General features: G+C 63.0%; 23 protein-coding genes. 11 read left to right on the top strand and 12 right to left on the bottom strand.

Annotation, left to right across the window (positions count from 1 at the left end; genetic code table 11):
• Positions 1 to 52: 52 nt before the first annotated feature.
• Complete coding sequence (locus tag ACIQH5_RS14845; RefSeq protein ID WP_400404607.1) at positions 53 to 799, top strand: class I SAM-dependent methyltransferase; 747 nt, start codon at positions 53 to 55, stop codon at positions 797 to 799.
• Between the two features lie 255 nt (positions 800 to 1,054).
• Here the strand turns inward: ACIQH5_RS14845 and serS are convergent, their stop codons facing one another.
• Positions 1,055 to 2,335, bottom strand: coding sequence for a serine--tRNA ligase (gene serS / locus ACIQH5_RS14840; protein WP_400404605.1), 1,281 nt, complete (start codon positions 2,333 to 2,335; stop codon positions 1,055 to 1,057).
• A gap of 113 nt (positions 2,336 to 2,448) precedes the next feature.
• Between serS and ACIQH5_RS14835 the strand changes: the two genes are divergently transcribed.
• The gene (locus ACIQH5_RS14835; RefSeq protein ID WP_400404603.1) at positions 2,449 to 3,510 is read left to right on the top strand and encodes a diacylglycerol/lipid kinase family protein; all 1,062 of its coding nucleotides are present in this window, start codon (positions 2,449 to 2,451) and stop codon (positions 3,508 to 3,510) included.
• Positions 3,511 to 3,519: 9 nt separating this feature from the next.
• Here the strand turns inward: ACIQH5_RS14835 and ACIQH5_RS14830 are convergent, their stop codons facing one another.
• The 3 genes from ACIQH5_RS14830 to ACIQH5_RS14820 form a co-directional block, all read right to left on the bottom strand.
• Positions 3,520 to 3,738 (bottom strand): hypothetical protein, encoded by a 219-nt coding sequence (locus ACIQH5_RS14830; RefSeq protein ID WP_400404601.1) that lies wholly within the window; start codon positions 3,736 to 3,738, stop codon positions 3,520 to 3,522.
• Positions 3,739 to 3,843: 105 nt separating this feature from the next.
• Complete coding sequence (pheA, locus tag ACIQH5_RS14825; protein WP_400404599.1) at positions 3,844 to 4,776, bottom strand: prephenate dehydratase; 933 nt, start codon at positions 4,774 to 4,776, stop codon at positions 3,844 to 3,846.
• A gap of 30 nt (positions 4,777 to 4,806) precedes the next feature.
• On the bottom strand, positions 4,807 to 5,133 hold the full coding sequence (locus ACIQH5_RS14820) for a rhodanese-like domain-containing protein (RefSeq protein ID WP_024818941.1): 327 nt from the start codon (positions 5,131 to 5,133) through the stop codon (positions 4,807 to 4,809).
• A 173-nt stretch (positions 5,134 to 5,306) separates the two neighbouring features.
• Between ACIQH5_RS14820 and ACIQH5_RS14815 the strand changes: the two genes are divergently transcribed.
• From ACIQH5_RS14815 to ACIQH5_RS14805, 3 genes are read left to right on the top strand one after another with little or no spacing between them, the layout of a single operon-like run.
• Entirely contained in the window at positions 5,307 to 6,050 is a 744-nt protein-coding gene (locus ACIQH5_RS14815; RefSeq protein ID WP_400404597.1) for a Type 1 glutamine amidotransferase-like domain-containing protein, read from the top strand.
• On the top strand, positions 6,043 to 7,479 hold the full coding sequence (locus ACIQH5_RS14810) for an amidase (protein WP_400404595.1): 1,437 nt from the start codon (positions 6,043 to 6,045) through the stop codon (positions 7,477 to 7,479). The genes ACIQH5_RS14815 and ACIQH5_RS14810 overlap by 8 nt, the downstream gene beginning before the upstream one ends.
• A 54-nt stretch (positions 7,480 to 7,533) precedes the next feature.
• Positions 7,534 to 9,033 carry a peptide MFS transporter gene (locus tag ACIQH5_RS14805; RefSeq protein WP_400404593.1) on the top strand — a complete coding sequence of 500 codons (1,500 nt, stop codon included), beginning with the start codon at positions 7,534 to 7,536 and terminating at the stop codon, positions 9,031 to 9,033.
• A gap of 99 nt (positions 9,034 to 9,132) precedes the next feature.
• Here ACIQH5_RS14805 and ACIQH5_RS14800 read toward each other — a convergent pair whose 3' ends face one another.
• A complete protein-coding gene (locus tag ACIQH5_RS14800) occupies positions 9,133 to 9,813 on the bottom strand; it encodes a DUF4190 domain-containing protein (RefSeq protein WP_400404591.1) in 681 nt (226 codons plus the stop codon).
• Between the two features lie 218 nt (positions 9,814 to 10,031).
• Between ACIQH5_RS14800 and ACIQH5_RS14795 the strand changes: the two genes are divergently transcribed.
• Both ACIQH5_RS14795 and pgm read left to right on the top strand, forming a co-directional pair.
• Complete coding sequence (locus ACIQH5_RS14795; RefSeq protein WP_400404589.1) at positions 10,032 to 10,787, top strand: SDR family NAD(P)-dependent oxidoreductase; 756 nt, start codon at positions 10,032 to 10,034, stop codon at positions 10,785 to 10,787.
• A 265-nt stretch (positions 10,788 to 11,052) separates the two neighbouring features.
• A complete protein-coding gene (pgm, locus tag ACIQH5_RS14790) occupies positions 11,053 to 12,714 on the top strand; it encodes a phosphoglucomutase (alpha-D-glucose-1,6-bisphosphate-dependent) (protein ID WP_400404587.1) in 1,662 nt (553 codons plus the stop codon).
• A 2-nt stretch (positions 12,715 to 12,716) separates the two neighbouring features.
• Here pgm and ACIQH5_RS14785 read toward each other — a convergent pair whose 3' ends face one another.
• Positions 12,717 to 13,700: a sigma-70 family RNA polymerase sigma factor gene (locus ACIQH5_RS14785; RefSeq protein ID WP_400404585.1), complete on the bottom strand. Its 984-nt coding sequence runs from the start codon at positions 13,698 to 13,700 to the stop codon at positions 12,717 to 12,719.
• A gap of 242 nt (positions 13,701 to 13,942) precedes the next feature.
• Positions 13,943 to 14,596, bottom strand: coding sequence for a TetR family transcriptional regulator (locus ACIQH5_RS14780; RefSeq protein ID WP_400404583.1), 654 nt, complete (start codon positions 14,594 to 14,596; stop codon positions 13,943 to 13,945).
• 105 nt (positions 14,597 to 14,701) lie between these two features.
• On the opposite strand from ACIQH5_RS14780, the gene ACIQH5_RS14775 reads away from it, so the two are divergent.
• Positions 14,702 to 16,174: an MFS transporter gene (locus ACIQH5_RS14775; protein WP_400404581.1), complete on the top strand. Its 1,473-nt coding sequence runs from the start codon at positions 14,702 to 14,704 to the stop codon at positions 16,172 to 16,174.
• A 64-nt stretch (positions 16,175 to 16,238) separates the two neighbouring features.
• On the opposite strand, the gene ACIQH5_RS14770 is transcribed toward ACIQH5_RS14775, so the two are convergent.
• A complete protein-coding gene (locus ACIQH5_RS14770) occupies positions 16,239 to 16,844 on the bottom strand; it encodes a malonic semialdehyde reductase (protein ID WP_400404579.1) in 606 nt (201 codons plus the stop codon).
• 202 nt (positions 16,845 to 17,046) lie between these two features.
• Between ACIQH5_RS14770 and opgC the strand changes: the two genes are divergently transcribed.
• The 3 genes from opgC (at position 17,047) to ACIQH5_RS14755 (ending at position 21,903) form a co-directional block, all read left to right on the top strand.
• Complete coding sequence (opgC, locus tag ACIQH5_RS14765) at positions 17,047 to 19,554, top strand: OpgC domain-containing protein (protein WP_400404577.1); 2,508 nt, start codon at positions 17,047 to 17,049, stop codon at positions 19,552 to 19,554.
• An 84-nt stretch (positions 19,555 to 19,638) separates the two neighbouring features.
• The gene (locus ACIQH5_RS14760; protein ID WP_400404575.1) at positions 19,639 to 20,994 is read left to right on the top strand and encodes a uracil-xanthine permease family protein; all 1,356 of its coding nucleotides are present in this window, start codon (positions 19,639 to 19,641) and stop codon (positions 20,992 to 20,994) included.
• 264 nt (positions 20,995 to 21,258) lie between these two features.
• Positions 21,259 to 21,903 (top strand): DUF6338 family protein, encoded by a 645-nt coding sequence (locus tag ACIQH5_RS14755; RefSeq protein WP_400404573.1) that lies wholly within the window; start codon positions 21,259 to 21,261, stop codon positions 21,901 to 21,903.
• An 85-nt stretch (positions 21,904 to 21,988) separates the two neighbouring features.
• Here the strand turns inward: ACIQH5_RS14755 and ACIQH5_RS14750 are convergent, their stop codons facing one another.
• The 4 genes from ACIQH5_RS14750 to ACIQH5_RS14735 form a co-directional block, all read right to left on the bottom strand.
• Positions 21,989 to 22,813 (bottom strand): ABC transporter ATP-binding protein, encoded by an 825-nt coding sequence (locus ACIQH5_RS14750; protein ID WP_400404571.1) that lies wholly within the window; start codon positions 22,811 to 22,813, stop codon positions 21,989 to 21,991.
• Positions 22,810 to 23,547: an ABC transporter ATP-binding protein gene (locus tag ACIQH5_RS14745; RefSeq protein WP_400404569.1), complete on the bottom strand. Its 738-nt coding sequence runs from the start codon at positions 23,545 to 23,547 to the stop codon at positions 22,810 to 22,812. Before ACIQH5_RS14745 ends, ACIQH5_RS14750 begins: the two co-directional genes overlap by 4 nt.
• Positions 23,548 to 23,622: 75 nt before the next feature.
• Entirely contained in the window at positions 23,623 to 24,486 is an 864-nt protein-coding gene (locus ACIQH5_RS14740; protein ID WP_400404567.1) for an ABC transporter permease, read from the bottom strand.
• Positions 24,483 to 25,433, bottom strand: a complete 951-nt coding sequence (locus ACIQH5_RS14735; RefSeq protein WP_400404565.1) for an ABC transporter permease — start codon at positions 25,431 to 25,433, stop codon at positions 24,483 to 24,485. Before ACIQH5_RS14735 ends, ACIQH5_RS14740 begins: the two co-directional genes overlap by 4 nt.

Below are 25,433 nucleotides of genomic sequence, written 5' to 3'. Positions count from 1 at the left end.
CAGAGTGAGGCCAACAAGACTGGGATCCACCGCGCGAGGTTAGGGTTGGCAGATGTCCTCGCGAATGACCCAAGCTCAGCTGTCAGACCTCTACGATGCCGGGAACCAATGGGCCGAGGATGATGACTTTTTCCTGGCCTTCGCTAATGAGCGCCCGAATAGCCGTGTGTTGGATCTGGGATGCGGTACCGGCCGCATGACCCTGGCCCTGGCCGCAAATGGCCATGCCGTTGTGGGTATCGACCCAACCACCGGCTCCCTTGCAGCCGCGCGCAGGAAACCCGGCGCTGAAGGCGTCACGTGGATTGACGGTACGTCAGCGGAGATCCCCCCAAACGCCAGGTTTGACGTTGCCATCATGACGGCGCACGTGGCCCAAGCGATTAATCACGACGGCGACTGGTCCCGGACGCTTGCCGACGTCAACCGGGCGCTGGTCCCCGGAGGTCGGCTGGCCTTCGATTCCCGCGACCCTGCCGCCAAAGCCTGGGAACGCTGGACACCGGCCAAGACGCGACGGCTGCACACTCTTTCCGGTGGTTCGGTTGTGGAAACCTGGATGGAAAGCACTCTCAGCAGCGAGGGCCTGGTCACCCTCACCGAGCACCGGGTGTTGAACGGCAGCAGCGGGGAAATGGAGATCTCGGTCCTCGCGTTCCGGACAGAAGATCAACTGCGCCGGGACCTGAACCGGGCGGGCTTCACGGTGGACCACCTCTACGGCGGCTGGCGCCGTGAAAATGTGGGCTGTGGCCAGGGGGAACTGATTGCGATAGCCCACAAGCCCACCCTGAGCTAGATTTCCCGCCCTGGTTCGAATCTCGCGCCGCTCACCGGGGAGCGGGACGGAGAATCGCGGGGGTTTCAATGAGGCCAGGTGGTAAGTCCATGACCCTCACCTTGCCCGAGCGGGCACCGTTGGTCAGCAGCAGAACTTCCTTATGTGCACAACCACAGCAGTGGAGGACAAGTGGCAGCAAAAGATCCCGCCCTTATCCGCCTCGCGAGCCGTACTACGGCCAGCGGAGCGAACAAGGACGGGATCCGGCAAAGACTAGAGAACCGGCAGAACCTCAAGTCCACCAAGGTACTTCTGCAGCGCCTTGGGAACGTTGACTGAGCCATCCGGATTCTGGTGGTGCTCAAGGATGGCCACAATCCAGCGAGTGGTGGCCAGCGTGCCGTTCAGCGTGGCAACAGCACGGGTTCCCTTGGCAACACCTTCGTCATTGACCGCGCGTTCGCGGATGTTGAGGCGTCGGGCCTGGAACGTGGTGCAGTTGGACGTCGAGGTGAGCTCGCGGTAGGCGTTCTGGGTGGGAACCCAGGCTTCGCAGTCGAACTTGCGGGCCGCGGACATGCCGAGGTCACCGGCAGCGGTATCGATCACACGGTAGGGAAGCTCGCACTTGGCCAGCATTTCCTCTTCCCAAGCCAGCAGTCGCTCATGCTCGGCAGCAGCCTCCTCAACGGTGGTGTAGATGAACATCTCCACCTTGTTGAACTGGTGCACGCGGATGATGCCGCGGGTGTCCTTGCCGTGGGATCCGGCCTCGCGGCGGTAACAGGAGCTCTGGCCCGCGTAGCGGATGGGGCCGGCGGAGAGGTCCAGGATCTCATCTGCGTGGTAGCCGGCGAGGGCCACCTCCGAGGTTCCCACCAGGTAAAGGTCGTCTTCAGCGAGACGGTAGATCTCGGCGTCGTGCTTTACATCGAAACCGGTGCCCTGCATGGTCTCGGGGCGCACCAAAGTGGGGGTGATCATGGGGACGAAACCGGCGTCGATGGCCTGCTCCATGGCCATTTGCAGGAGCGCCATCTCCAACCGGGCACCAACGCCGCGGAGGAAGTAGAAGCGTGAACCGGAAACCTTGGCGCCGCGTTCCATGTCGATTGCGCCGATCAGTTCACCGATTTCAAGGTGATCCTTGGGCTCAAAGTCGGTGAATTCGCGGGGAGTGCCCACGGTTTTGACCACGACGTAGTCATCTTCGCCGCCCTCGGGAACACCATCCACCACCAGGTTGGGGATGACGCGGAGCAGTTCCTCCTGCTTGGCTTGGGCAGCTGCGGCTTCAGCAGACGCGGCCTTGACCGAGTTGGCGAGTTCCTTGACCTCCGCCAGCAGGGCCTGCTTTTCCTCGCCCTTGGCCTGCGCCACCTTCTTGCCGAAAGCGTTCTGCTCGGCGCGGAGGGTTTCGTGGCGGATCAGCGCGGCACGACGGGAAGAGTCAGCGGAGATGATCGCGTCCACAACGGACTCGTCGGCGCCACGGGCGCGCTGGCTGGCACGGAACTTGTCCGGATTTTCGCTGAGGTCTTTTACGTCGATCACCAGACAAGAGTATTCGAATCTGCCGCGGATTTCCGGCCCATAGCGGGCAACGTCCGTCCGCCCCGGGCGCGCGGCAAAGAGGGGACTGCCCGGGAGGATAGTGTTGGAGCACCATGAGCGACTGGATCCTGTACCTGATTCTGGCTGGGGGCGTGGCGTTTGCCGTCTCCAGTTGGTGGGGTGTGCGCCGATTGAAAGCCCGCCACATCAGGAGCGCAGTCCGGGAGGACTCACACAAGCCCGGCCCCGGGGACCAGCGCGTGGCAGTCATTCTCAACCCGGTGAAAAACAACGCCGAAGAGGCCCGCCAAGCCATCATCGACGCCTGCGATCTCGCCGGATGGGACGCGCCGAAATTCTTTGAAACCACCGTGGACGACCCCGGATACGGGCAGTCGCGCCAAGCGCTGGCGTACGGCGCCGACGTCGTACTGGCGTGCGGCGGCGACGGTACAGTGCGCGTCGTGGCTGAGTGCCTGGCGCACAAGAACGTGGCCATGGGCCTCGTCCCGCTGGGCACCGGGAACCTGCTGGCCCGCAACGTGGATCTGGACGTTACCGACCTTGCGGAGTGCATCCAGGTGGCGCTGTTCGGCCACCAGCGTTTCATCGACACCGCAACCATGGGGATCGACAACGAGATCACGGGCGAGTCCGCCGAACACACCTTCCTGGTGATCGCCGGCATGGGCTTGGACGCCGAGGTTGTGGGCGACACCAAGGAAGATCTCAAGAAAAGCGTTGGCTGGCTCGCGTACACGGAGGCCGGCGTCCGGCACCTGCCTGGCCGCCGCAAACGCGTCACCATCACCATGGATGACCAGCCCGAGCAGGCACGGAAAATCCGCAGCGTACTGTTCGCCAACTGTGGCCTGATTCCCGGCGGGATCGACTTCATCCCACAGGCCATGATCGACGACGGAATGCTGGACATTGTGGTGATGAGCCCGCGCAGCGCTTTCGGCTGGCTCGCCATGTACACAAAGGTTCTGTTCAAGCACAATGCGAACCTGCCGATGATGAGCTTCTACCGTTCCGGGAAGGTCATCATCCGCAGTCAGGAACCTATGGCTACCCAGCTCGACGGCGACCCCTCCGGCGAGGCGACAACCGTCACCGTTCAGGTGGAGCCAGGGTCATTGCTGGTGCGCGTGCCGAAAGCAAAGACCCTCTAGACAGCGCCCTTATTCGGGTTGAGCTGCGTTCTTCCCGGCCTCTTCAGCGGCTGCCTTGGCGGCAGCCCGGGCCTCGGATTGCTCCTTGATCATGGCTTGTTCTTCTTCAAAACGCAGGCGATCCGCACGATCAGCTTCATCGCCGTCCCAGTCAGCTTCATTGTCACTTGAAGGCTTGGGATTGACGATCATGCCCTGGCCGTCTTTGTCATCGCTGTGGACAGTCATGACCGCTCCCTTCGTTTGGCATTCATCCATCGTTTATGGATCAGGCAAGCATACGCACAGAAGCATCCTTGCGAAAGGGCAACGATTGCGCCCTGTGGACAGCGGCTATGAGCCCTTCACGATCGAGTCAACCCACGCATGCGCCGAGGCAAAAGCAGCATCCGAGGTGTGAGGTGCCACCACTGCCGGCTGCTTATCCGCGCGGGCGTAGGAGCCCAGGAACCGGGTTGCCGGACTGATCCGGTGCAGTCCAGCCAAGGCGTCCGCCACGCGGGAGTCGGTGGCGTGGCCGTCGGCGTCAATGCTGAAGAAGTAGTGGCCCAGGTATTGTCCGGTGGGCCGTGATTCAATGCGGCTCAGGTTCACGCCGCGGGACGCGAATTGGTCCAGGATTTCCATGAGCGCTCCCGGGTGGTCCTCAGGCAGCGGGACCACCACGGTGGTCTTGTCCGCGCCCGTTCGTTCCGGAAGGAGGCCGGGCTTGCTCACCAGGATGAACCGGGTGACCGCGTCAGGGTTGTCGCCGATGTCCTCGGCGAGGACGTTGAGGCCGGGTTGTCCCGCAGCAACCAAGGGGGCACAAATGGCCGCTTCATAGGGAGCGTCGTCTTCCAGCAGGCCCATGGCGGACGCCGCCGTCGAGGAGCCCGGGACGTAGTCGGCATCCGGGAGGTGCTCATCCACCCACAGGCGGCATTGCGCCCAAGCATGGCCGTGCGTCGAGATCCGCTTGATCCCGGAAAGCTCGACGCCGGGTCTCGCCACGAGCACGAAGGTGATGGGAACAAGGGCCTCACGAATAATCCGGAGTTCCTGGCCTGTGGCAATCGCGTCCAGGGTGGCAGTAACCCCGCCCTCCACCGAGTTCTCGATGGGCACCATGGCCGCGTCAGCTTGGCCGGCCCGGACCCGGTCCAGCGCTGTGTTGACGTTGGTGCACGGAATGCGAGTGGCGTCACCAGCCCCCGGAACCTGCAGGAGGGCAGCCTCGGTGAAGGTGCCCTCGGGGCCGAGGAAGGTGTAGGTGACTGCCGGCATTCAATATTCCTTGCTGGTTATATACGCGGGTTAGAGAACAACCGGTTTGAGCCCGTTGTCCGACACCATTGGCTTCCCGGTCTCGAACCACATATCCATGCCACCGGCAACGTTCACGGCGGAGTAGCCCTGCCCCACCAGCCACTGGACAGCACGGAATGACCGGCCTCCGGTGCGGCAGATGACAAAGAGGTCATCATCCGGATCGAGCTCGTCCAGTCGGGCCGGCAGCTGGTCCATGGGGATGTGGCGCGCACCTTCGGCGTGCCCGGCCACCCACTCGTAGTCTTCGCGGACATCCAGGATGCTGGCGTCTGCCGGAATGTCGCCCACAGGTACGGTATCGAAGTCGCTCATGGCGTTCCCTTCCATCGAATAAGTCCAGCATCCAGCCTAGTCCCAGAGGCGTGACACCGTAACTTCACGGTCACCGGAACGTCGAGGCAACCCCGGCCCTTGCTTCCCGGCGCCCGGACGTTAAGACTGGGACGGACGCGCATCCCCATCAACGGCCCGTGAGGAGTACCCGCATGACTACTGGGCAGGCAACGATTCTGGCCACATCCGGCGGCTACAAGCCGGGTGAGCGGACCAGGATTGAGTTCAATCACCTGATGCATTATGCAGTGGAGTTGTCCGGCGCTTCCGGCAGGGCTCCCCGGGTGACACACATCGGCACAGCCTCCGGTGATCAGCGTTGGTGGGCTGCGGAGATGGACCAGGCAGCGCGCATTGCAGGGTTCGATTTCAGCCATCTCAACCTCTTCACCATGCCTAACTTCGAGGACCCGGAGGCGCACCTCATGGCTCAGGACGTTATCTGGGTGAACGGCGGTTCTGTGGTGAACTTGCTGGCCGTGTGGCGGGCACACGGGCTGGACGGAATCCTGCGGAAGGCATGGGAACACGGAGTGGTGCTGGCCGGCGTCTCAGCAGGCTCCATCTGTTGGTACCAGGGCGGTGTGACCGATTCCTTTGGTCCGGAGCTCAAGCCTGTTACCAATGCGCTCGGCTTCCTCCCCTACGCAAACGGTGTGCACTACGACTCCGAACTGCGGCGCGCCCCGGCCATCCACAAGCTGGTGGCCAACGGCACGCTCGGCGAGACCCACTGCACGGACGACGGCGTCGGGCTGGTTTACCGGGGAACGGAACTGGTGGAGGTGGTGTCCGAGGTGAAGAACAAGGCCGCCTTCCGGGTGACCGCCGGCGCTGGTGAGAGCGTGGACGCTGTTGCTGTGGAGGAACGGTTGGAGCCACGTTTCCTTGGCTGATCCTTACCTGCATGACCTGTCACGTTTGACCGCTGTTGAGCTCCGCGACGCCTTGGCTGCGGGGGAACTCTCTGCCCGTGAGTCCGCGGAACATTTCCTGCGGGAGATCGAATCGCGGAACAAGCAATTGGGTGCTTTCGTCACCGTCACAGCCGAACAGGCACTCAAAGACGCCGAGGCTGCAGACGCGCTGCACGCAAGGCTGGCCCGGGAGGGACGCCGCGACGACATCCCGGTCCTTCACGGCATGCCCCTCGCGTTCAAGGACCTCACCGATGTGGCCGGGGTTCCCACCACGCACGGCAGCGCAGCCCTCGAGCACAAGCCTGCGCCGGAAGACGGTGCCCTCGCGGCAGCCTTGAAGCGTCAGGGAGTCATCTCGCTGGGCAAGACCCAGGTTCCAGAGTTCGGACTCACCGCTTACAGCGAAAACCGCGTAGCACCGCCGTCGCGCAATCCGCACGCCTTGGGACGCAGCTCCGGCGGATCTTCGGGCGGTAGCGCCGCCGCCGTGGCTGCGGGACTTGTTCCGTTCGCGCCGGGAACCGATGGCGGCGGTTCCATCCGCATTCCAGCTGGCGCTTGCGGACTGGTGGGGCTGAAGCCGGGACGGGGCCTGGTGGCATCGGGCGCGAGCGCTGGCGATGCCGCCAAGTTGGTGGTTGCCGGGCCGCTCGCCCGGACCGCGGCAGACGCGGCACTGCTGATGGACGCGCTGGTCCCCCGGGATCAAGCGCCCGACGGCGGATACCTCGCCAATGTGGGGTTGGCGCCGGAACCCCTGAGAATCGGCGTGAGTTTGGACAGCCCCTGGGCTGGCGTGTATCCGTTTGAGATCGAACCGGAGGCAATGGACGCCCTCATGCTGGGCACGAAGTTGCTTGAGAAGGCTGGCCATAACATCGGCGAAGCCGACATCCGGTATGACAACCGCTATCCCGAATCCTTCACAACAGCCTGGACTGCCGGCGTCGGGAGTGCCCGGATAGCACCCCAGCGCGAGGCCTTGCTGACACCGCTGACCCGTACCTTCCGGCGTCGGGCGCAACAGCGGAGCACCCTGAAGGTCAACGAGGCCCTGAGATTCCTGCGGCAGTTCGAACACGATACCGTGGCGCAGTACGCGGAATGGGACCTGATTCTCATGCCTACCTTGGCGCAGACACCGCGGCCGATCGGATGGTTCACGGGTGGCGGGCACAGCGGCGAGCCGTGGCCGAGCGAGTGGACCGGCGATGCTGACGAGGACTACAAAAGGCAGTGCGAGTATGCGCCGTGGTCCTCCATGGTGAACGTGTGCGGGCTCCCGGCCATCAGCGTTCCGGTCCACACCACAGCCGCGGGGTTGCCCATGGGGATTCAGCTGATTGGCAGGCCCGGATCTGAACTGCTGCTTCTGCAGCTCGCAGCAGTCCTCCAGACCCACTAGGACCCGCGTCTAACATATGGGAAGTGGTTGCCCCGGGCATTCATCGATGTGACAATGCCCGCAGTCAGTGCCAGCATTGAGAAAATGAGCACACCTCAAACCACGGCTGAGTCCGCACAGCCAGCGGGCGATACGTCATTCTTCGGCCACCCAAAGATGTTGGCCAGCCTCTTCTCCGTGGAAATGTGGGAGCGATTCTCCTTCTACGGCATGCAGGGAATTCTGCTCTACTACATGTACTTCACCGCCGAGCAGGGCGGACTTTCCATCGACCAGGGGCTCGCTGCTGGTTTGGTGGGCGCGTACGGTGGTGGCGTTTACCTGTCGACGATCCTCGGCGCCTGGCTCGCCGACCGTCTCTTCGGCTCCGAAAAGGTTCTGTTCGGTTCGGCCATCATGATCATGGCCGGCCACATCGCGCTGGCCCTCCTGCCGGGTATTCCAGGCCTGATCGCAGGCTTGGTGTTGGTAGGAATTGGTTCCGGCGGCCTGAAAGCCAACGCCACGGCGTTGGTGGGCAGCCTGTATGGCGAGAAGGACGAGCGCCGCGACGCCGGCTTCTCCATCTTCTACATGGGCATCAACCTGGGCGGCCTCATCGGCCCGCTGGTCACTGGTTGGCTGCAGACGAGTTATGGCTTCCACATCGGCTTCGGCGCTGCAGCGGTGGGTATGGCGATCGGCCTGGTCATCTACTCCTTGGGCCGCAAGCGCCTCCCGGAAGAAGCACACCGCGTTCCCAACCCGCTCCCGGCGAAGGACCGCACCAAGTACGGCCTGATCTTCCTGGGCATCCTGATTGTGGTGGCCGTCCTGCTCGGCACTGGACTGGTCAACGCCAACAACCTGGCCAGCAGCATGGCCTACGCCGCGATCGGCGCCGCAGTGATATACCTGTTCCTGATCTTCCGTAGCCCGTTGGTGACCGGCGTGGAGCGCAAGCGCGTAGTGGCCTTCATCCCCTTGTTTATTGCATCGGCCGGGTTCTGGGCACTGTTCCAGCAGCAGTTCACGTTCATTGCTGTGTACTCGCAGGAGAAGCTGGACCGCAACCTGTTCGGCTGGGAAATGCCGGCTGCCTGGGTCCAATCCATCAACCCGGTGTTCATCATCATCTTCGCCGGCGTCATGGCTGCCCTCTGGACCAAGCTGGGCTCCAAGCAGCCGAGTTCACCGTTGAAGTTCTCCGCCGGCCTGTTGATCATGGGCCTGGCATTCCTGGCGTTCATCCCACTGGCCGGCGAGGGCAAGACCCCGCTGCTGGCGCTCGTGGGCATCCTGTTCATGTTCACCTTGGCGGAACTGTTCCTCTCCCCCATCGGCCTGTCCGTGAGCACCAAGCTCGCACCCAAGGCATTCCGCACCCAGATGGTGGCGTTGTTCTTCCTGTCTGTCTCGCTCGGCACCACACTGGCCGGCATCCTCGCCGGGCTCTACAACCCCGACGACGAACTCCCGTACTTCCTGGGGATCGGCGGCGTTGCAGTGGTCCTGGCCGTTGGCCTGGCTGCAGCAACCCCGGCAATCAAGAAACTCATGGGCGGCGTTCGCTAGGGTTCCTGGCTGACGGACCTCCTCTTAACGACTTAACGACGGCGACCCTTGCGTCCGGTGGGAATCCCACCTGACGCAAGGGTCGCCGTCGTACGTGCCCTAGTAGTTGTAGCGGCTGCCGCTGCTTGCTGCTCCAACTCCGATAATGAAGATGATGAAGATGACCGCCAGCGCCACGCCGAGGTAGCCCATCACCAAACCGGCGATTGCCATTCCTTTGCCGGCGGGCTCGCGCTTCAAGGCGAGGTGGCCCAGGACCACGGCTGCGATCTGCGGGAGGATGAAGAACCCGAAGCCAATGTAGACGGCGATGCCACAGCACATGCTGGCGATGCTCAGGCCCTTGGGCTCGGCCTGCATGGCGTAGTAGGCGGGCTGGCCGTAGGGTGACTGCGGCTGGCCGTACGGCTGCTGGCCATAGGGCTGCTGGTTGAACGCCTGCTGCTGGTACGGGCTGGGCGGCTGGCCGTAGGGCGAGGGGGGCTGCTGGCTGTAATCGCCAGGCGTGTACGCGCCGGCCGGGTCCTGCGGCGGGGTGTACGGGCTCTGCCCAGGAGCGCTCTGCCCGGGCGCGCTCTGCTCGTAGGGCGGGAGCGGCTGAGTGGCGTTGGCACCGTATTCCGGTGCGCCGTATTCGGGAGCGCCCTGTTCAGGTGCACTTTCGCCGGATGGGCTGGACGTGCCTGGCTCGGGCGCGCTGAACTGTGCGGGCGGGACGTACTGCGGCGGTTCGTAGCCCGCGGGCTTGTCCTCGTTGCCCTTGGATGGCTGGTCTGACATAGGTATCCCCCTGGATGTGGTCTTTGGTCCCAACACTACCGCCGCCGGGGGCGCCGCATAAGGTAGCGCGCGTCCCGCGTGTGTGCCACCGTTGCGAGGACGGTCACATTCATGCATACGCATGGAATATTTTCGAGCCGGACTTGGTTTTTGGTAATAGCGACTTAAACAGCGCTCACCAACGAAATCTGCGGGACCTGTCCCGCAAAGGAGGAATCATGGGTAACTTCGAAGGCAAAACCGCGCTCGTCACCGGCGGGGGCTCCGGCCTCGGCGAAGCAATCAGCAAGGACCTCGCGAAGAACGGCGTCAACGTAGTTGTTGTAGACGTCAACCTCGACGCCGCCACACGTGTGGCCGGGCAGATCACGGCCGACGGCGGCAAGGCAGTACCGTTCCAAGGCAACACAGCTGTGGCCGAGGACAGCAAGAAGGCAGTCGACTTTGCAGTAGAGACCTACGGTGCGCTCAACTACGCCGTCAACAACGCCGGCATCGGCGGCGCCAGCGCTCCTGTTGGAGAAATCGACATCGAAGACCGGGACCGCGTCATCGCCATTAACCTGAGCGGCGTCCTTTACGGAATGCGCTACCAAGTCCCGGCCATCCTTGCCGCAGGCGCATCCGAGGGGGCCATTGTGAACATGGCATCCATTCACGGCGCTGTAGCCGCCCCCGGCAACGCAGCGTACACCGCAGCCAAGCACGGCGTAGTGGGCATGACCAAGAATGCTGCCGCTGAATACGGCGCCCAGGGGCTTCGCGTCAATGCGATAGGGCCCGGCTACATTGATACTCCCCTGTTGGCCGCAGCGCCGAAGGAAGTCATCAGCGGCCTCGAAGCAAAGCACCCGCTTGGCCGGCTGGGCGCGGCGGAGGAGATCGCCAACGTCACAACGTTCCTCCTTTCTGACAAGGCCAGCTTCATGACCGGCTCTTACGTACTGGTGGATGGCGGCTACACCGCCGTCTAGCGTTATCTGCCACTGGGTTGTTCGCTACCCCTACCCCCGGCCGCACCCCTAACCTCTGTAGCGAATAGCGCGAAAGGGCGCGCCACCGGTGAACAAGTGGTGCGCCCAGGGGGAACGGGTGCGCCTGATGTGGTCTGAACGGGGAATGAATCTTTGCTGACTTTGCCGTTTTTGTTCTGACGAAACAACGCCATTCGGCGTCACAGGGGCCGGATCGGCGGACATTTCGTGTCAGCAGACCCCATGGTCTGGCATGCTGGACCCCATGGCTAGCCGAGCGGGCACAGTTGCCCTTCCCCAGGACCTTGTTGACATCACAGCCTTGCTGGATGCGTATTTCGACGTAACTCCGGATGTGGGCGACCCTGCGCAGCGCGTGGCGTTTGGTACGTCCGGGCACCGCGGATCCAGCTTGAAGGCGTCCTTCAACGAGCCGCACATCCTCGCGATCACGCAGGCAATCGTGGAATACCGTGGCCGCCAGGGCATCACAGGGCCGCTGTTCATAGGACGCGACACCCACGCCCTCAGTGAGCCGGCACAGAACTCTGCTCTGGAAGTACTCGCTGCTAATGGCGTAACCGTTCTGGTGGACGCCCGGCACGGCTACACCCCGACGCCGGCACTAAGCCACGCCATCCTCAAATACAACCGCGAAGCCGCGCCGGGCACGCCCCAGGCTGACGGCATCGTGGTCACGCCTAGCCACAACCCTCCAGGCGATGGTGGCTTCAAATACAATCCTCCCCACGGCGGCCCGGCAGACACCGACGCCACCGGATGGATCGCAGACCGCGCCAACCAGCTGCTCGAGAACGGCCTCCGCGGCGTCAAGCGCATGCCCCTGAATGATGCCCTTGCCGCTGACACCACCGGCAAGTTCGATTTCCTCAGCAGCTACGTGGACGATCTCCCCTCCGTGCTGAACCTTGATGCGATCCGCAACGCCGGGGTCCGCATCGGCGCTGACCCCATGGGTGGCGCCTCTGTGGACTACTGGGGCGAAATTGGCGAGCGCCATCAGCTCAACCTCACTGTTGTGAACCCCACCGTTGATCCGCAGTGGGCTTTCATGACGCTCGACTGGGACGAGAAGATCCGCATGGATTGCTCGTCGCCGTCGGCCATGGCGTCGCTGATCCAGCGTATGGCCGCTGGCGCCGACGGCACCGCCGCCTATGACGTCGCTACCGGGAACGACGCCGACGCCGACCGCCACGGCATCGTGACACCTGACGGTGGCCTCATGAACCCGAACCACTACCTCGCCGTCGCCATCGACTACCTGTACCGGAACCGCAATGGCTGGAACCCGGAGTCCGTGGTGGGCAAGACGCTGGTTTCGTCCTCGATCATCGACCGCGTTGCCGCCGGTCTGGGCCGCAAGCTGGTTGAGGTTCCGGTTGGCTTCAAGTGGTTCGTGCCCGGGCTGCTCTCCGGTGAGGGCGCGTTCGGTGGCGAGGAATCGGCCGGCGCATCCTTCAACAAGCTCGACGGCAGTGTGTGGACCACGGACAAGGACGGCATCCTGCTGGCCCTGCTGGCTTCCGAGATCACGGCCGTAACTGGCAAGTCCCCTTCGCAGCTCTACAAGGGCCTGACTGACCAGTTCGGCGCACCCGTGTACGCCCGCATTGACGCCGCAGCTACCCGCGAGCAGAAGTCCAAGCTGGGCAAGCTGTCCGCGGCCGATGTCACCGCTACTTCGCTTGCCGGGGAAGAGATCACGGCCAAACTCACCGAGGCCCCCGGCAACGGCGCATCGATCGGCGGCCTGAAGGTGGTCACGGAGAACGCCTGGTTCGCGGCCCGCCCTTCCGGCACCGAGGATGTGTACAAGATCTACGCCGAGTCCTTCAAGGGCGCGGACCACCTTGCACAGGTGCAGGAAGAAGCGAAGGCGCTGGTAGACGGGGTTATTGCGTAGCCTCACCGCCGATCTGCAACTGCGGTGGCAGTCATAGCCATGTGAATATCCCACTGATTCTCACGGATCGTCAGGGAGCCGGCTCGAATCTTCCACCTCAACGGCGTCGCCGTTGAGGTGGAAGGCTCACCACGGGAAACGGACAGATCCCCGGCACCAGCCGGAGGAGCAGCCAGCGACTGAGCGGCCAGGGACGGAACCGCCAGCGGCTGAGCGGCCACGGCCTGAACCGCCGTCGTGAATCCAATGCCGGTCATCAGGGGGAAGAGGGCGGCCCGCATTGCCGATTGGACATCGTCCAGGTCCAGCAGCACGGCAGTGCACTTGGGGCATCCGTCCAGATGCGCCCGGACCTTTTGCTCCGATCGTGCGCTTAGTCCTTTACGGGCGTAGGCACCGAGTCGGGAAGAGTACTCTTCGCATCCCTTGCCAACGGAAGTTGAGATGTGGTGTTGCAAATATGCCTGGCGAAGCCCTTCCCTGGCGCGAAGTACCAGTGACGAAACCGCGTTGGGGCTCAGTCCGAGCAGCGGCGATGCCGCTTTTGGCTTCATCTCTTCAATGTCTATGTACCAAAGTACGGCCTGCCAGCGCTCGGGCAGTGACGTGAAAGCCTGGGCTATGGCTGTGGATTCGAACTCCGCCAGGATTGAGTCATGATGATGTTCCACACTGTCCAGGTGATATGACTCGGTAGGCCGGGTCCGGGAGCCTGCCTGGTTGGCTTTGTAGGCGATTCTCCGCACTGTGGTCAGCAAATATGCGCGGAAGAATGTGTCGGGGCCCTTCCCTGCGGTGAGGTACTGAAGCACAGCGGCAAATGCATCGGACACGATGTCCTCGACGTCGGCCACGTTATCGGCTTGCTTGGAAGCTATGTACAGGGCCATCGAATGATGGCGTTGGAACAGTGCCTCAAAGGCGTCTTTATCCCCGGCCCGGACGCGTGCCACCAGCACTTCGTCACCGTCGTTGGTGCTGGACACGTCGCGAGAATTGCCGTCCAGTGGAGCTACGTTGCCCATACCAGTCCCCGATTCGGACACGACCCAAGAGGTGGATCACATAGACCATCGGGCAAGGTCCAAGGAGCCACTCTGCTGCAGCTCCTACGCGGCGGCCATGTCCAGACCCGCGCTCCAAGGCAAGCCTACGACTAATGCGGGCACACAATGACCACGCGTTCGACCCATGGTTTGGGAGCATGGATCGGCCCTCGAGGAGGGAATCAGATCCGGCCGTCCAACAGCACTCGAAGAACTTGTTCCAAGGGCTCCGTGAGTTGATCGGCGGAAGCTGAAGCCAAGGGCTGTACCTCCGTGGCAGTCCTCAGCATCACCAGCCCCAGCATCAGGGCTATAGCCATCTGGGCGCGAAGGAGTAGCGGCTGCGAGGCGGGGACATCCGCACTCCACCCTGCTGCTGCAGCGAGTTGTTCGGTGAAGCGCTCCAGGGTCCTGCGGCGGATCGCGTCGGCGTTCTCATCGCCGGATGAGCGGAGCAGGAGCAGGAGTTGCAGGGGGTCGTCCGCGTTGGGGGCTTCGACGACGTGCGTGAGAAGCCGGGCTATCACCTCGTCAACGCTGGATGCACGAGCCCGGGTTTGAGGATCAAGTTCATCCACAGTGCGGTTCATGCAGGCCTCGAAGAGACCTTCTTTGGAGCCAAAGTACCTGTTGATGAGCGCTACATTGACGCCTGCGTCCGCGGCGATGTGGCGGACCGTGGTGGCCCTGTAACCTTCCGTGGCGAAACGCCGTCGGGCAGCCCGGACGAGCGCCCGCCTGGTGACGTCCGCATCCCGGCCCGATCGAATCAGTTCGTCGTCAGCGATCGTTGCCGAGCCATCAAGAGTTTTTGGTTCCTGCACTTCGTTGCCCACTCCCCCACTCTAGCCCGGCAACCCGGCAAGTAAACGATTGTTGACATAGGTAACTATCTTGATTTACTGTCTAAGTAATCAAACGTTTACATCCCGAGGAGAATCATGTCCAGCACCATCGAGCGCCCCCAAAGCGCGCCGGCACCGGGTCAGGAGGCTCACGGCAAACGGGGCACCGCGATCATTGCCTACCTGTCCCTGGGTGGCCTGTCCTTCGCCGTCCTGCAGTCGCTCGTGGCGCCGGCCCTTGGCACCATCGGCAAAGATCTGGGCGTCGCAACGAGCGATGCGAGCTGGGTCCTCACGGCCTACCTGCTCTCCGCTTCGGTACTGACTCCGATCCTGGGACGGCTGGGCGACATGGTGGGCAAGCGAAAAGTCCTCATCGTTGTACTCTCCCTACTCTTGGTGGGCACCGTACTCGCGGCCCTGGCTCCGAACCTGACCGTGCTGATCATTGGCCGGGTACTCCAAGGTGCGGCGGGTGCGGTGATGCCACTATCCATCGGCATCGTCCGTGATGAGCTCCCGAAGGAGCGTGTCAGCGTCACTATCGGTTTGCTGTCCGCCATCTTCGGCATCGGTGCCGGTGTGGGAATCGTTGCAGCAGGGCCGATTGTCGAGGCTCTGTCCTGGCACTGGCTGTTCTGGCTGCCTGCCGGACTCGTGCTCATCGCCCTCCTCGGCGCCATCTTCGGCATGCCCGAGTCCCCGGTCAAAACTCCCGGCAAGCTCGACGTCCTGGGCACCGGGATCCTCTCGGTGGGCCTGGTTGCCGTACTCCTCGCGATCAGCGAGGGCCAGACGTGGGGGTGGGGCGATGGCAAGACCGTCAGCCTGCTGATCGGTGGCGGCATCGCCTTGATCGCGTTTGTGTTGGTCGAATTGCGAGTGGCAGAACCACTGATCGACGTGCGGCTGTTCCGCAACCGCGGCGTGTGGACCGCCCATATCGTTGCGTTGGCGTTCGGTTTCGCAATGTTCGGCACTTTTGTACTGGTGCCCACTATCCTTCAGCTGCCCACGGTCCTTGGCTACGGCTTTGGAAAGACCGTGAGTGAAGCCGGCATCTACCTGCTGCCGACCGTCGTCGCCATGGTGATTTCCGGCGTCGTTGCCGGCGCGCTGATCCGTAAGGTGGGGCCCAAGGTCCCCATGATTCTTGGCGCCGTGGCTGTCACGGTCGCTTTCGTCATTCCCGCACTGGGACACGGCGAAGAATGGCAGATCGTGGTCTCGGGCATTCTCACCGGTATCGGCATTGGGATGGCCCTCGCCGCGACCTCCAACGCCATCGTCGAGAGCGTGCCTGCTACGCAGACCGGTGAGGCCATCAGCGCCAACACGGTGCTGCGGACCATCGGCAGCAGCATCGGCACGGCCGTCATCGCGGCGCTGATCTCCTCCAACGTCACGCCGCAAGGCGCACCCTCCGATGATGCCTTCACCATCGGCTTCTGGGTTTCGGCGGGGGTTGGCGTACTGGCCCTGCTGGCGGCATTGGTGGTCCCGTCCCGCGTGAAGCGCCGCCAGAACGCGGAAGCGGCGGGCATCGACGACTTCGACGAAGCCCTGTAAAACCGCTTGCAACACAGAAACGCCCGCTCACGTTCGCGTGAGCGGGCGTTTCTACTATGAGAACTTAGACGGTGCGAACAACGTCGTCGTAAGCGAACTTCGGCTTGGCTTCGCCCCAGGCGTCCGGACCGGGCTGGCCGATGTTGACCACCAGGAAGCTCTTCTGGTCGCCGGCCGGGAAGAACTCGGCGTCGATTGCGGAGAAGTCGGCACCGGTCATCGGGCCGGCAGCGAATCCGAGGGAGCGCACTGCGAGGATGAAGTAGCCTGCCTGCAAATGAGCGTTGTTGTTGCCCGTAGCAGCGGCGAAAGCGGGATCGGCGTCGTACATGGCCTTGGGCGCGCCGTAGGCGGGCAGGAACTTGTCCCACTGGCCCTGCCAGTCGGTGTCGTAGGAGAGGATGGCGACCAGCGGAGCGGACGCGGTCTTGGCCTGGTTGCCACGCGAAAGGGTGTCCACCAGCTTGGCGCGGGCCTCGTCCGAGCGGACGTAGGTCACGCGGAGCGGCTGGGAGTTGAAGGCGGTGGGGCCGAACTTGGTGAGCTCGTAGATGGCACGGGCCTCCTCATCGGTGACCTCACCGGCGAAGCTGTTGGCAGTACGGGCTTCGGCAAAAATGGCGTCGACTGCTGCGGCGTCAATGACTGCTTCTTCGTGGGCGATCGTCATTCGTAAACCTTTCGCTGGGCCCAGGCCCTGAGCCGGCCGGGCACTTCTGCTTTCCATGGTTGCAACTTCAAGTTCCCTTGTCCTCTTCCCATGACGGCCCGTGACGTTGGGCACAGCGCGAAAGTCGGTAGCATCATGCATACGAGCTGCCTCCCGTTTGAGGGCGTTCAGCCGCGGGAATGACGACACCAGAAGGGGCCTGATGCCAACCTTTCCCCTAGCGTCCCGTCAGCGGGCGCTGGCTGTCCTTGTCTTACTTCTGGGCATGCTGCTGCCAACCGCGCAGGCATGGGGCTCTGTCCAAGCTATGGAACCAGCCCAGCAGCAGCCCAATATCGAGGATCCGGGAACGCGGTTCTTCGGCGCTTTGCTGGACTGGGACAAGGACTCGGCCGCCGACTACGCCCAAAGACTCGGCGCGCCCGCGGCACTCTACGGTCAAAACGTGTCCATGCCGGTGGACGACGGCGGCCGCGAATACCTGCAGGGCTACTTCTCCCAGATCGCGGACCAAGGCTCCCATGCGCTGCTCACGGTTCGCCCCGGGATTGACCTGAAGGACATCAACGACGACGTCGCGTCCTCTTTTGCCCGCCAAATCACGACGGCGGCAGCTGGCTTTCGCGGGAAGGTTTTCATCCGCTTCGCACCGGAAATGAACGCCCCGTGGGTCAGTTGGGGACAGGAGCCGGAAGCTTACCGGGCTGCTTTCGACAAGGTTGCTGCAGCGCTCAGGGCAGCCCTGCCGGATCCCGTGATGGTGTGGTCTCCGACAGCTGAGAAGGACTACCCGTTCCAGGTGGCCACGTCCACCCCACCCAAGGACGTGCCCTTGGCGTCGGTGGACACCAGCGGGAACGGCATGTGGGACCAGGACGATTCCGCTTTCGAGCCGTATTACCCGGGCGATGACGTTGTGGACTGGGTTGGGCTGTCCGTCTATCACGACACCACGGGCGCCGGCGCAGCAAGCAATACCCTGCCCGCGGCGGGCGAGTTCAATGACGCCCTGCATGCCTCTACTGGTGGAACGTCCAGTGGCGGGGCCGGAACCGACAACTTCTACAGCACCTACGTGCAAGCCCGCAGCAAGCCGCTCATGGTTGAAACCGGGGCCTTCTTCTCGGCGGGGACTGGCGGCGCGACTGAGCTCGATGTCAAGCAAACGTGGTGGCACCAGGTGTTCGCCTCGGTGGCGGAGCCCGGCAATGGCGCTGTCCGGGCAGTGGTCTGGAACGAAACCACTGATGTGCGCGATCCGGGCCGGGTCTCCATCGACTGGAGGACCACGGCGGATCCTTCGCTGGCGGACCCATTCCGTACCTCCTTGGACACCTCAGGCTTCGCCATCGGGCCCGTAACTGAGAAGGGCTTGGAGGACGTTCCCGGCGTTGAGGCACCCCAGCCGAAAACGGGGACCGTCATCCAGGGCTGGGCCGCCTGGGCTTCGGCCGTGTCCGTGCTGATTGCTGTCGCGGCGTTGTGGCTGTTGTCCTCCCGGGCCTTCGCCAGCAAATGGGCCTACACCGGCACGGGCAAACGTGATGCGCGGATCGACATGCTGCGTGGCTTGGCCATCGTGTTTGTGGTGGTCAACCACGTGGGCATCAACTCCGTTTTCCAGCTGCTCAGCCAGGAAACCATCGGGGTTGTTTCCGGGGCGGAGCTGTTCGTCATGCTCTCCGGTGTGGTTCTGGGCATGGTGTACGGCCCCCGGATTGCGACAGAACTCGGCGACGTTGTGGATGGGACCACCAAGCGTGCCTGGAAGCTGTACTTCACAGCACTTGCCGTTGTCCTCATCGTTTACGGGCTAAGCCTGCTTCCCTTTATCAATGCCGCGGCGGTCACAACCTTTACCGATCAAGGAACCGGCGGGGCAGGACGCGCAGCTGCGGGCACTACCTACGATCTTTACGCCGGGATGGAAGGACTGCTGCAGTTCCCCGTGCCGCAGGGGCTTATCCCGGCCCTCTTGCTGCTGCAGGTTGGTCCGTGGCAGTTCAACATCATGGGACTCTATGTGGTGCTGCTCCTCATCAGCCCGCTAATCCTCGTGGCGCTTTCCCGCGGGTTCACGTGGCTTGTTCTCACGCTCAGCGTGGGCCTCTACATTGCGGGATCCGTCTTCCGCTTCCGCCTGCTTCCCTCGCAGTTCGAGGATTCTTTCCCGCTCCTCGTATGGCAGCTTCTGTTCGTTGCGGGGATGACCGCCGGGTTCTATCGGCGTCAGATCATCGAATGGTTTGCCCATCCCCGCCGGCGCCTGCTGCTGGGAGTGTGCATTTTCCTGGCAGCCGCCTGCGCTGTCTTCTCTTGGAGCGGCCCCTATCTGACCAACCAGCTGGACGTTCGGCTGGCGCTCATCCCTGAAGCGACGTTCCGGTTTGTCTATGACACCTTCTTCAGCCGGACTTACCTTGGGCCGGGACGGGTGCTCAACGTCTTCCTCATCACCATCGCCTTGTACGCGCTGCTGAGCGCTTTCTGGCAGCCGCTGTCACGCGCCGTCGGTTGGTTCTTCATCCCTCTGGGCCAAGCCACGCTCTACGTGTTCATCATGCACGTGTTCTTCATTGTGGCCATTGCCAACATCCCTGCTCTGCGGGACGGAAACCTCTGGCTGAACACTGCCGTGTACATCGCGTTGCTCGCCACCCTGTGGGTGATGGTCAAAACCAAGTTCCTCTTCCGGCTGGTTCCTCGCTAAGGCGGCCCCTGCCGCCGCGTATGGGTGGGCATTTGGCGGTAATGTTGCACCGAATCCCAATACTCTTCTGAGGAAGGCCCCGCCATGAGCATGCTCGGCATGAAATGGAAGCTCCACGGCAACGGCAAGTCCATCCGTCCCGGCCACGTGGTGGCTCCCGACGAGCGGCTGGCTTGGCCCCTGACCATCGGCATCGGCATGCAGCACGTGGTTGCCATGTTCGGCGCCACCTTCCTGGTACCCATCATCACGGGCATGCCGCCGGCAACCACCCTCCTCTTCTCGGGCATCGGCACGCTGCTCTTCCTGGTGATCACCAAGGGCCGGGTGCCCAGCTACCTGGGGTCGAGCTTCGCGTTCATCGCCCCCATCATGGCGTCCCAGCAGCAGTACGGCGTGAGTGGCGCCTTGGGCGGCGTGGTGCTTGCCGGCGTCGTACTGGCGCTTATTGGTGCGGTGGTCCAGAAGTTCGGCGCCGAATGGATCAACCGGCTCATGCCGCCGATCGTTACCGGTTCCATTGTGGCGCTGATCGGCTTGAACCTCGCGCCCGCCGCCAAGACTAACTTCGACCTCGCACCCGTCACCGCGCTGATCACTTTGGTGACGATCATCCTGGTTTCTGTTCTTTTCCGCGGAATTCTGGGGCGCTTGAGCATTCTGGTGGGTGTTGTGGTGGGGTACATCGTGGCGATGATGCGCGGTGAGGTGTCCTACGAAAAGATGGACGCCGCCGCGTGGATTGGCCTGCCGTTGTTCCAGACGCCCGAATTCCACATCGGCGTGGTGGGGCTGTTCGTGCCCGTGGTGCTGGTGCTCGTGGCTGAGAACGTGGGGCACGTGAAGTCGGTGGCCGCCATGACCGGCCAAAACCTCGACGGCGTCTCCGGCCGCGCGCTGATGGCCGACGGCGCCGCGACCGTACTTGCCGGGTTCGGCGGCGGTTCCGGTACCACGACCTACGCGGAGAACATCGGCGTCATGGCCGCCACCAAGGTCTACTCGACGGCGGCCTACTGGGTGGCCGGTATCTTCGCCATCCTGCTGAGCTTCTCCCCGAAATTCGGCGAACTGATCGCCACCGTCCCCGCCGGTGTCCTGGGCGGCGCCGCGACCATGCTGTACGGCATGATCGGTGTGCTCGGCGTGAAAATCTGGGTGCAGAACAAGGTCAACTTCTCCAACCCGATCAACCTGACCACGGCTGCCGTCGCTCTGATTATTGGCATTGCTGACTACACCTGGACCATTGGCGAGCTGAAGTTCACGGGCATTGCGCTCGGGTCCGCCGCTGCCCTGGTGATCTACCACGGCATGAAGGGGCTGGCTAGCTGGCGCGGGACCGTCGCTGAGCCGGAAACCGAGACGGCGGGGCTGCCGCCTGCTGTGAAGTCGGCGATGAACGCTGCGGCGAAGCGGGGCGGGAGGAAGGGGAAGTAGGGTGGCCGGGGCCGCAGAATACCATTGCATTTCACGGAATAGTCGAGGTTGGCCGATAATGGGCCTATGACCGAGCAATCAAATTCCTCCCAGCCTGCCCCCACAACGCAGGTATCGGAGGCCCTTACAGGTTCCTTCACCCATGGTTCCCATGTGATGCCAACAGTGAGCCTTCCCACAAATTTCGTTCCGCCGTCCGCTGCCTTGAATTCCCCCCCAACCTCCACACAAGGAACGTCTACGTCGACTTCGAAGTAAAGCGGCTTGCTGCCAGGAAGCCTTTGGGCGGCGCTCGGACTGCTCGGGCTAGTCCCCGGCTGGATTTTTCTTGTCAGCCGGGAGAGGTACGTCCGCACGCCACCGAGGAGCGGGCTGGGTGAGCTTCTGCAAGTAAGTTCAGCTGGCCTGGGTCTGACAGGGACAGCATTCTTGCTGTGGTCTCTGTTCTCGGAGGTTCTTGCCCCGGCGGGGTTCATTAGCTTGGAACAACTTGGGCGCTCAAATTCGGGATACTTGGAGAACCACCCACGCCACGTTGTAATGACTGTGGCCGTTATCCTCATCGTTGCCTGCCTGCTGGCACTCCTGCTGGCGTGGATTCTCCGACGAAACGTTCCCGCTTCTTACCAGCCTGGTTCCCCTTGGGAGCAAGCTTTCGCGGGTGTCCCGAAAGGAAAATTTGTCTGGGTTGGAGTCCAGTTGAACGAGGGCGAACTTATCGAAGGTGTGCTCCACAGCTTCGATGTTGCCGAAGCCACTGACGGCGACCGCGACATCGTGTTAAGCGCTCCCATTTACGTATCGCAGGACCAAGAGAGAGTTACCAGACCTCTGGATAGAGTGGTCATCTCATCGGACAAGATTGACCACATATCCGCAATCTATGTTGACATTCCTAAACCGGACTAGAGGATGACCAAAGCAGAAGAGTAGCCAATCGCGGCCTTGCTACGCTTGAACCAGATGGTTGTGCACTTCTCACCTGGCACCACCCTCACGCCCCCACCTCCTCCAGGAACGCTGCCCGCCGCTTCAGCACGTCGTTCGGATCCCACCCCGGCCCCGGCATCGACGAGATCAGCAGCTTCGTGTAGCTGTGCTCCGGCGCATTCAGCACCCGTCCCGTTGGCCCCTGCTCCATGATCGAGCCTCGGTACATGACCAGAACGTCGTCGGTGACCTCGGAGACGACGGCGAGGTCGTGGCTTACGAATAGCAGTGCAATGCCCGAAGAAGCCCGGATCTCGTTCAGCAGTGCGAGGATCTGCGCCTGGACAGAGACATCCAAAGCTGACACTGCCTCGTCCAGCACCATCACTGACGGCTCGATCGCCAGGCACCGGGCAATCGCTACGCGCTGCCGCTGACCACCACTGAGTTGATGCGGCTTGGAATCACCGTGCTTGGCCAACAAACCCACCTGATCAAGCAGCTCAGCCACCCGGGCAGCCCCGGAAGTAAGCCCGTGCAACTTCATCGCCTGGTCCAAACACTGCGCCACTGTGAGACGACGATCCAGTGAGCCGTAAGGATCCTGGAACACCATCTGTATTTCCTTAGCGCGCCGGAGGCGGGCTGTTCGTCCCCGTTCCCGCGTCCCGAGCTGCCGTCCCCGCACGTGGATAGTGCCGGCGTCGGGCGCTTCAAGGCCCACCAACATACGGGCGATGGTGCTCTTACCCGAACCCGACTCGCCCACCAGCCCCATGGAGCCGCCTGGCGGGATGACGAAGCTGACGTTGTTGCAGGCAACCACGTTGCCCGCACCCACGCGGAATGCCTTCTGCAGACCCGCGACCTCCAGGACGTGACCGGTCATGATGCCCTGCTTTCTGAATTAGGAATATGGCCGATGGCCGGGACGGCTGCCAACAGCTGCCGGGTGTATTCGTGTTGCGCCCCGTGGAAGAGGTCCGTGCCGCGCAGTTCTTCCACAATCCGCCCCCGGTACATCACGTACACGCGGTCGCAGTAGGCGGCGGCCAGATGGAGATCGTGGGTGATGAGCAGGACTCCCAAGCCGCGCCGCGACTGAAGGTCGCGCAGAATGGCCAGGACTTCAGCCTGCGTGGTCACGTCAAGGGCGCTCGTGGCTTCGTCCGCCAGCAGCAGCTTCGGTTGTCCGGTGAGCGCGGCAGCGATAACAACGCGCTGGAGCATGCCACCGGAAAGCTCGTGCGGATACTGACGCATCCGCTCTTCCGGTTGACGGATTCCCACGGCCTCAAGGAGCTCCAGTCCAGTGGCCGCGGCCTCGGAGCGACTCACGCCCAACACGTGAACCAGCCGCTCCGTCAGAGAGTCACCAATTTTTCGGACCGGATTGAGCGCAGCGCGGGGATCCTGATGGATCATGGCCACTTCAGACGATCGAACCCTGTGAAGATCAGCGCGGGACGCAGCAAGAACCTCTGTCTCGCCCACCGTTATGGAACCTTCGACGGCGGCCGTTTCGGGATACAGCCTCAGCACAGCTCGCGCTGTGGTGGACTTTCCCGAACCGGACTCGCCTACCAGTCCCACCACTTCGCCGGCGTCAACGGTGAGACTCACGTCATCAAGGATTGGGTTAACCAGACCGTTCGCGGTGATCGTCAGGCTGAGATTTTCTATGTCGAGCAGCATTTCCTACCTCTCAAACCGTGAGTTCAGGCGGTCGGACAACCGCACGCCCACAACGTTGACGGCCACCACCACGGCGGCGATGGCTGCGCCGGGAACCAGCGTGGGCCAGATGTGGCCTTGAATGATGCCGGACTGGCCTTCCTGGACCATGAGCCCCCATTCGGAGCTGGGCGGTTGGGCGCCGAAGCCCAGGAAGCTGAGCGTTGCCAGGCTCATGAGCCCTTCACCGAAGAGCACTACGAGGTATCCCAGGAGCGGCGGAGTCAGGTTGGGGATGATGTATCGGACACAGAGGAAGAAGCCGCCCACACCCTGCACCCGATATGCATCCACATACGGTCGGGCCATCTCTGCGAGCGCCAGGGATCGGGTGAACTTGGCAATAACGGGAGCGTAAGCCAGCGCGAGGGCGACGATCGCCGTCGCCGGTCCTTTGCCGAAAACGGCAATCACCAGCACCACGAACAGTAGGCCCGGGAAGGCAAACATCACGTCCGTGATGCGTGCCAGCACCACGTCTATCCAGCCGCCGTTCCATGCGGCAACGGTTCCGATGGTCACCCCAAAAACCGTAGCCAACGCCAGCAGGGCAAGCGGGCCGAGCAACGATTCCCGGGCGCCGTGGATAAGCCGGGAGAACAGGTCCTGGCCCACCTGATCGGTGCCGAGCAAATGACCAGCGCCCGGCGCCTGCCAGATCGCGGTGAAGTCCACCGCGTTGGCGGCATAGGGGGCAACCCAAGGCGCCAGCAGTGCGGCGACGACCACAACTATGAGGAAGCCGAGGCTCACAAGGTACGCAACGTCGCGCTTCTTCCTGGCGATAACCGGGGTGGACGCCAACGTGGACGTCGAGAGGGAGCTCATGATTTCTTGTCCTTTGCCTTGATGCGCGGATCAAGCAGCGGGTGTACCAGGTCCACCAGCGTGGTCACCACCATGTACGTGATCACCATGTAGAGGAGCACGGCCTGCACCACGGGGAAGTCGTGGGTGTTGATGGCGTCCACCAGCAGCTTGCCTACGCCGCTGATGCCAAAGACGCTTTCGACGACGACGGTTCCGGCCAGCATGCTGGCCACCACAAGCGCCACCATGGTGAGGATGGGGCCCCAGGCGTTGCGCAGGACGTGCCGTCGGATCAGTTTGGCCGGAGCCAACCCGAAACTCCGGGCCGCTTCCACGTGGTCCATGGATAGCTGCTCCACCATGGATTGCCGGGTCACCCGGCTGACGATGGCGACGGCGCCGACGGCCAGTGCCACAGCGGGCAGCGCAAGGTGGTGCAGCCGGTCCACGAAGCCTTCGCCGGCACCGGAAACGGGGAACCATCCCAGTTGCACGGAGAAGATGGACACCAGCAGAAGCCCGATCACGAACGAAGGAACGGAGGCCGCGAGCGTGGTGGCTGCCGTGATGGTGGAGTCGGTCCGTTTGCCTTGGCGCAGCGCGGACAGGATACCCAGGCCGACGCCGGCCACGATGAACAGCACGGAGGCGATTGCTACCAAGCCCAGGGTTGCCGGAAGTCGTGTGGCCATCAGCTCGGCTACCGGTTGGTGATACTGGAAGGACGTGCCGAGGTTGCCGATAAAGGCTTGGGATGCCCACAGCCAGTACTGGACCACCAGCGGCTGATCCAGGTTGTACTGTGCCTTCACTTCAGCGACCCGTTCGGGGGTGATGTTCTCCGGATTGCCGATCAGGAAGGTGACCGGATCCCCCGGCGCCGCATACATCGCGGCGAAGATGACGAACGAGCTCACCACCAAGGTCAGGATCATTCCCGCGATGCGGGTTGCTGCACGAATCAT

Origin of the sequence: Paenarthrobacter sp. NPDC091711 (assembly GCF_044756605.1) — a bacterium.
Classification (GTDB): Bacteria; Actinomycetota; Actinomycetes; order Actinomycetales; family Micrococcaceae; genus Arthrobacter.
Note: the sequence above shows the minus strand (reverse complement) of the source record. Positions and strands in the feature narration are given on the sequence as shown.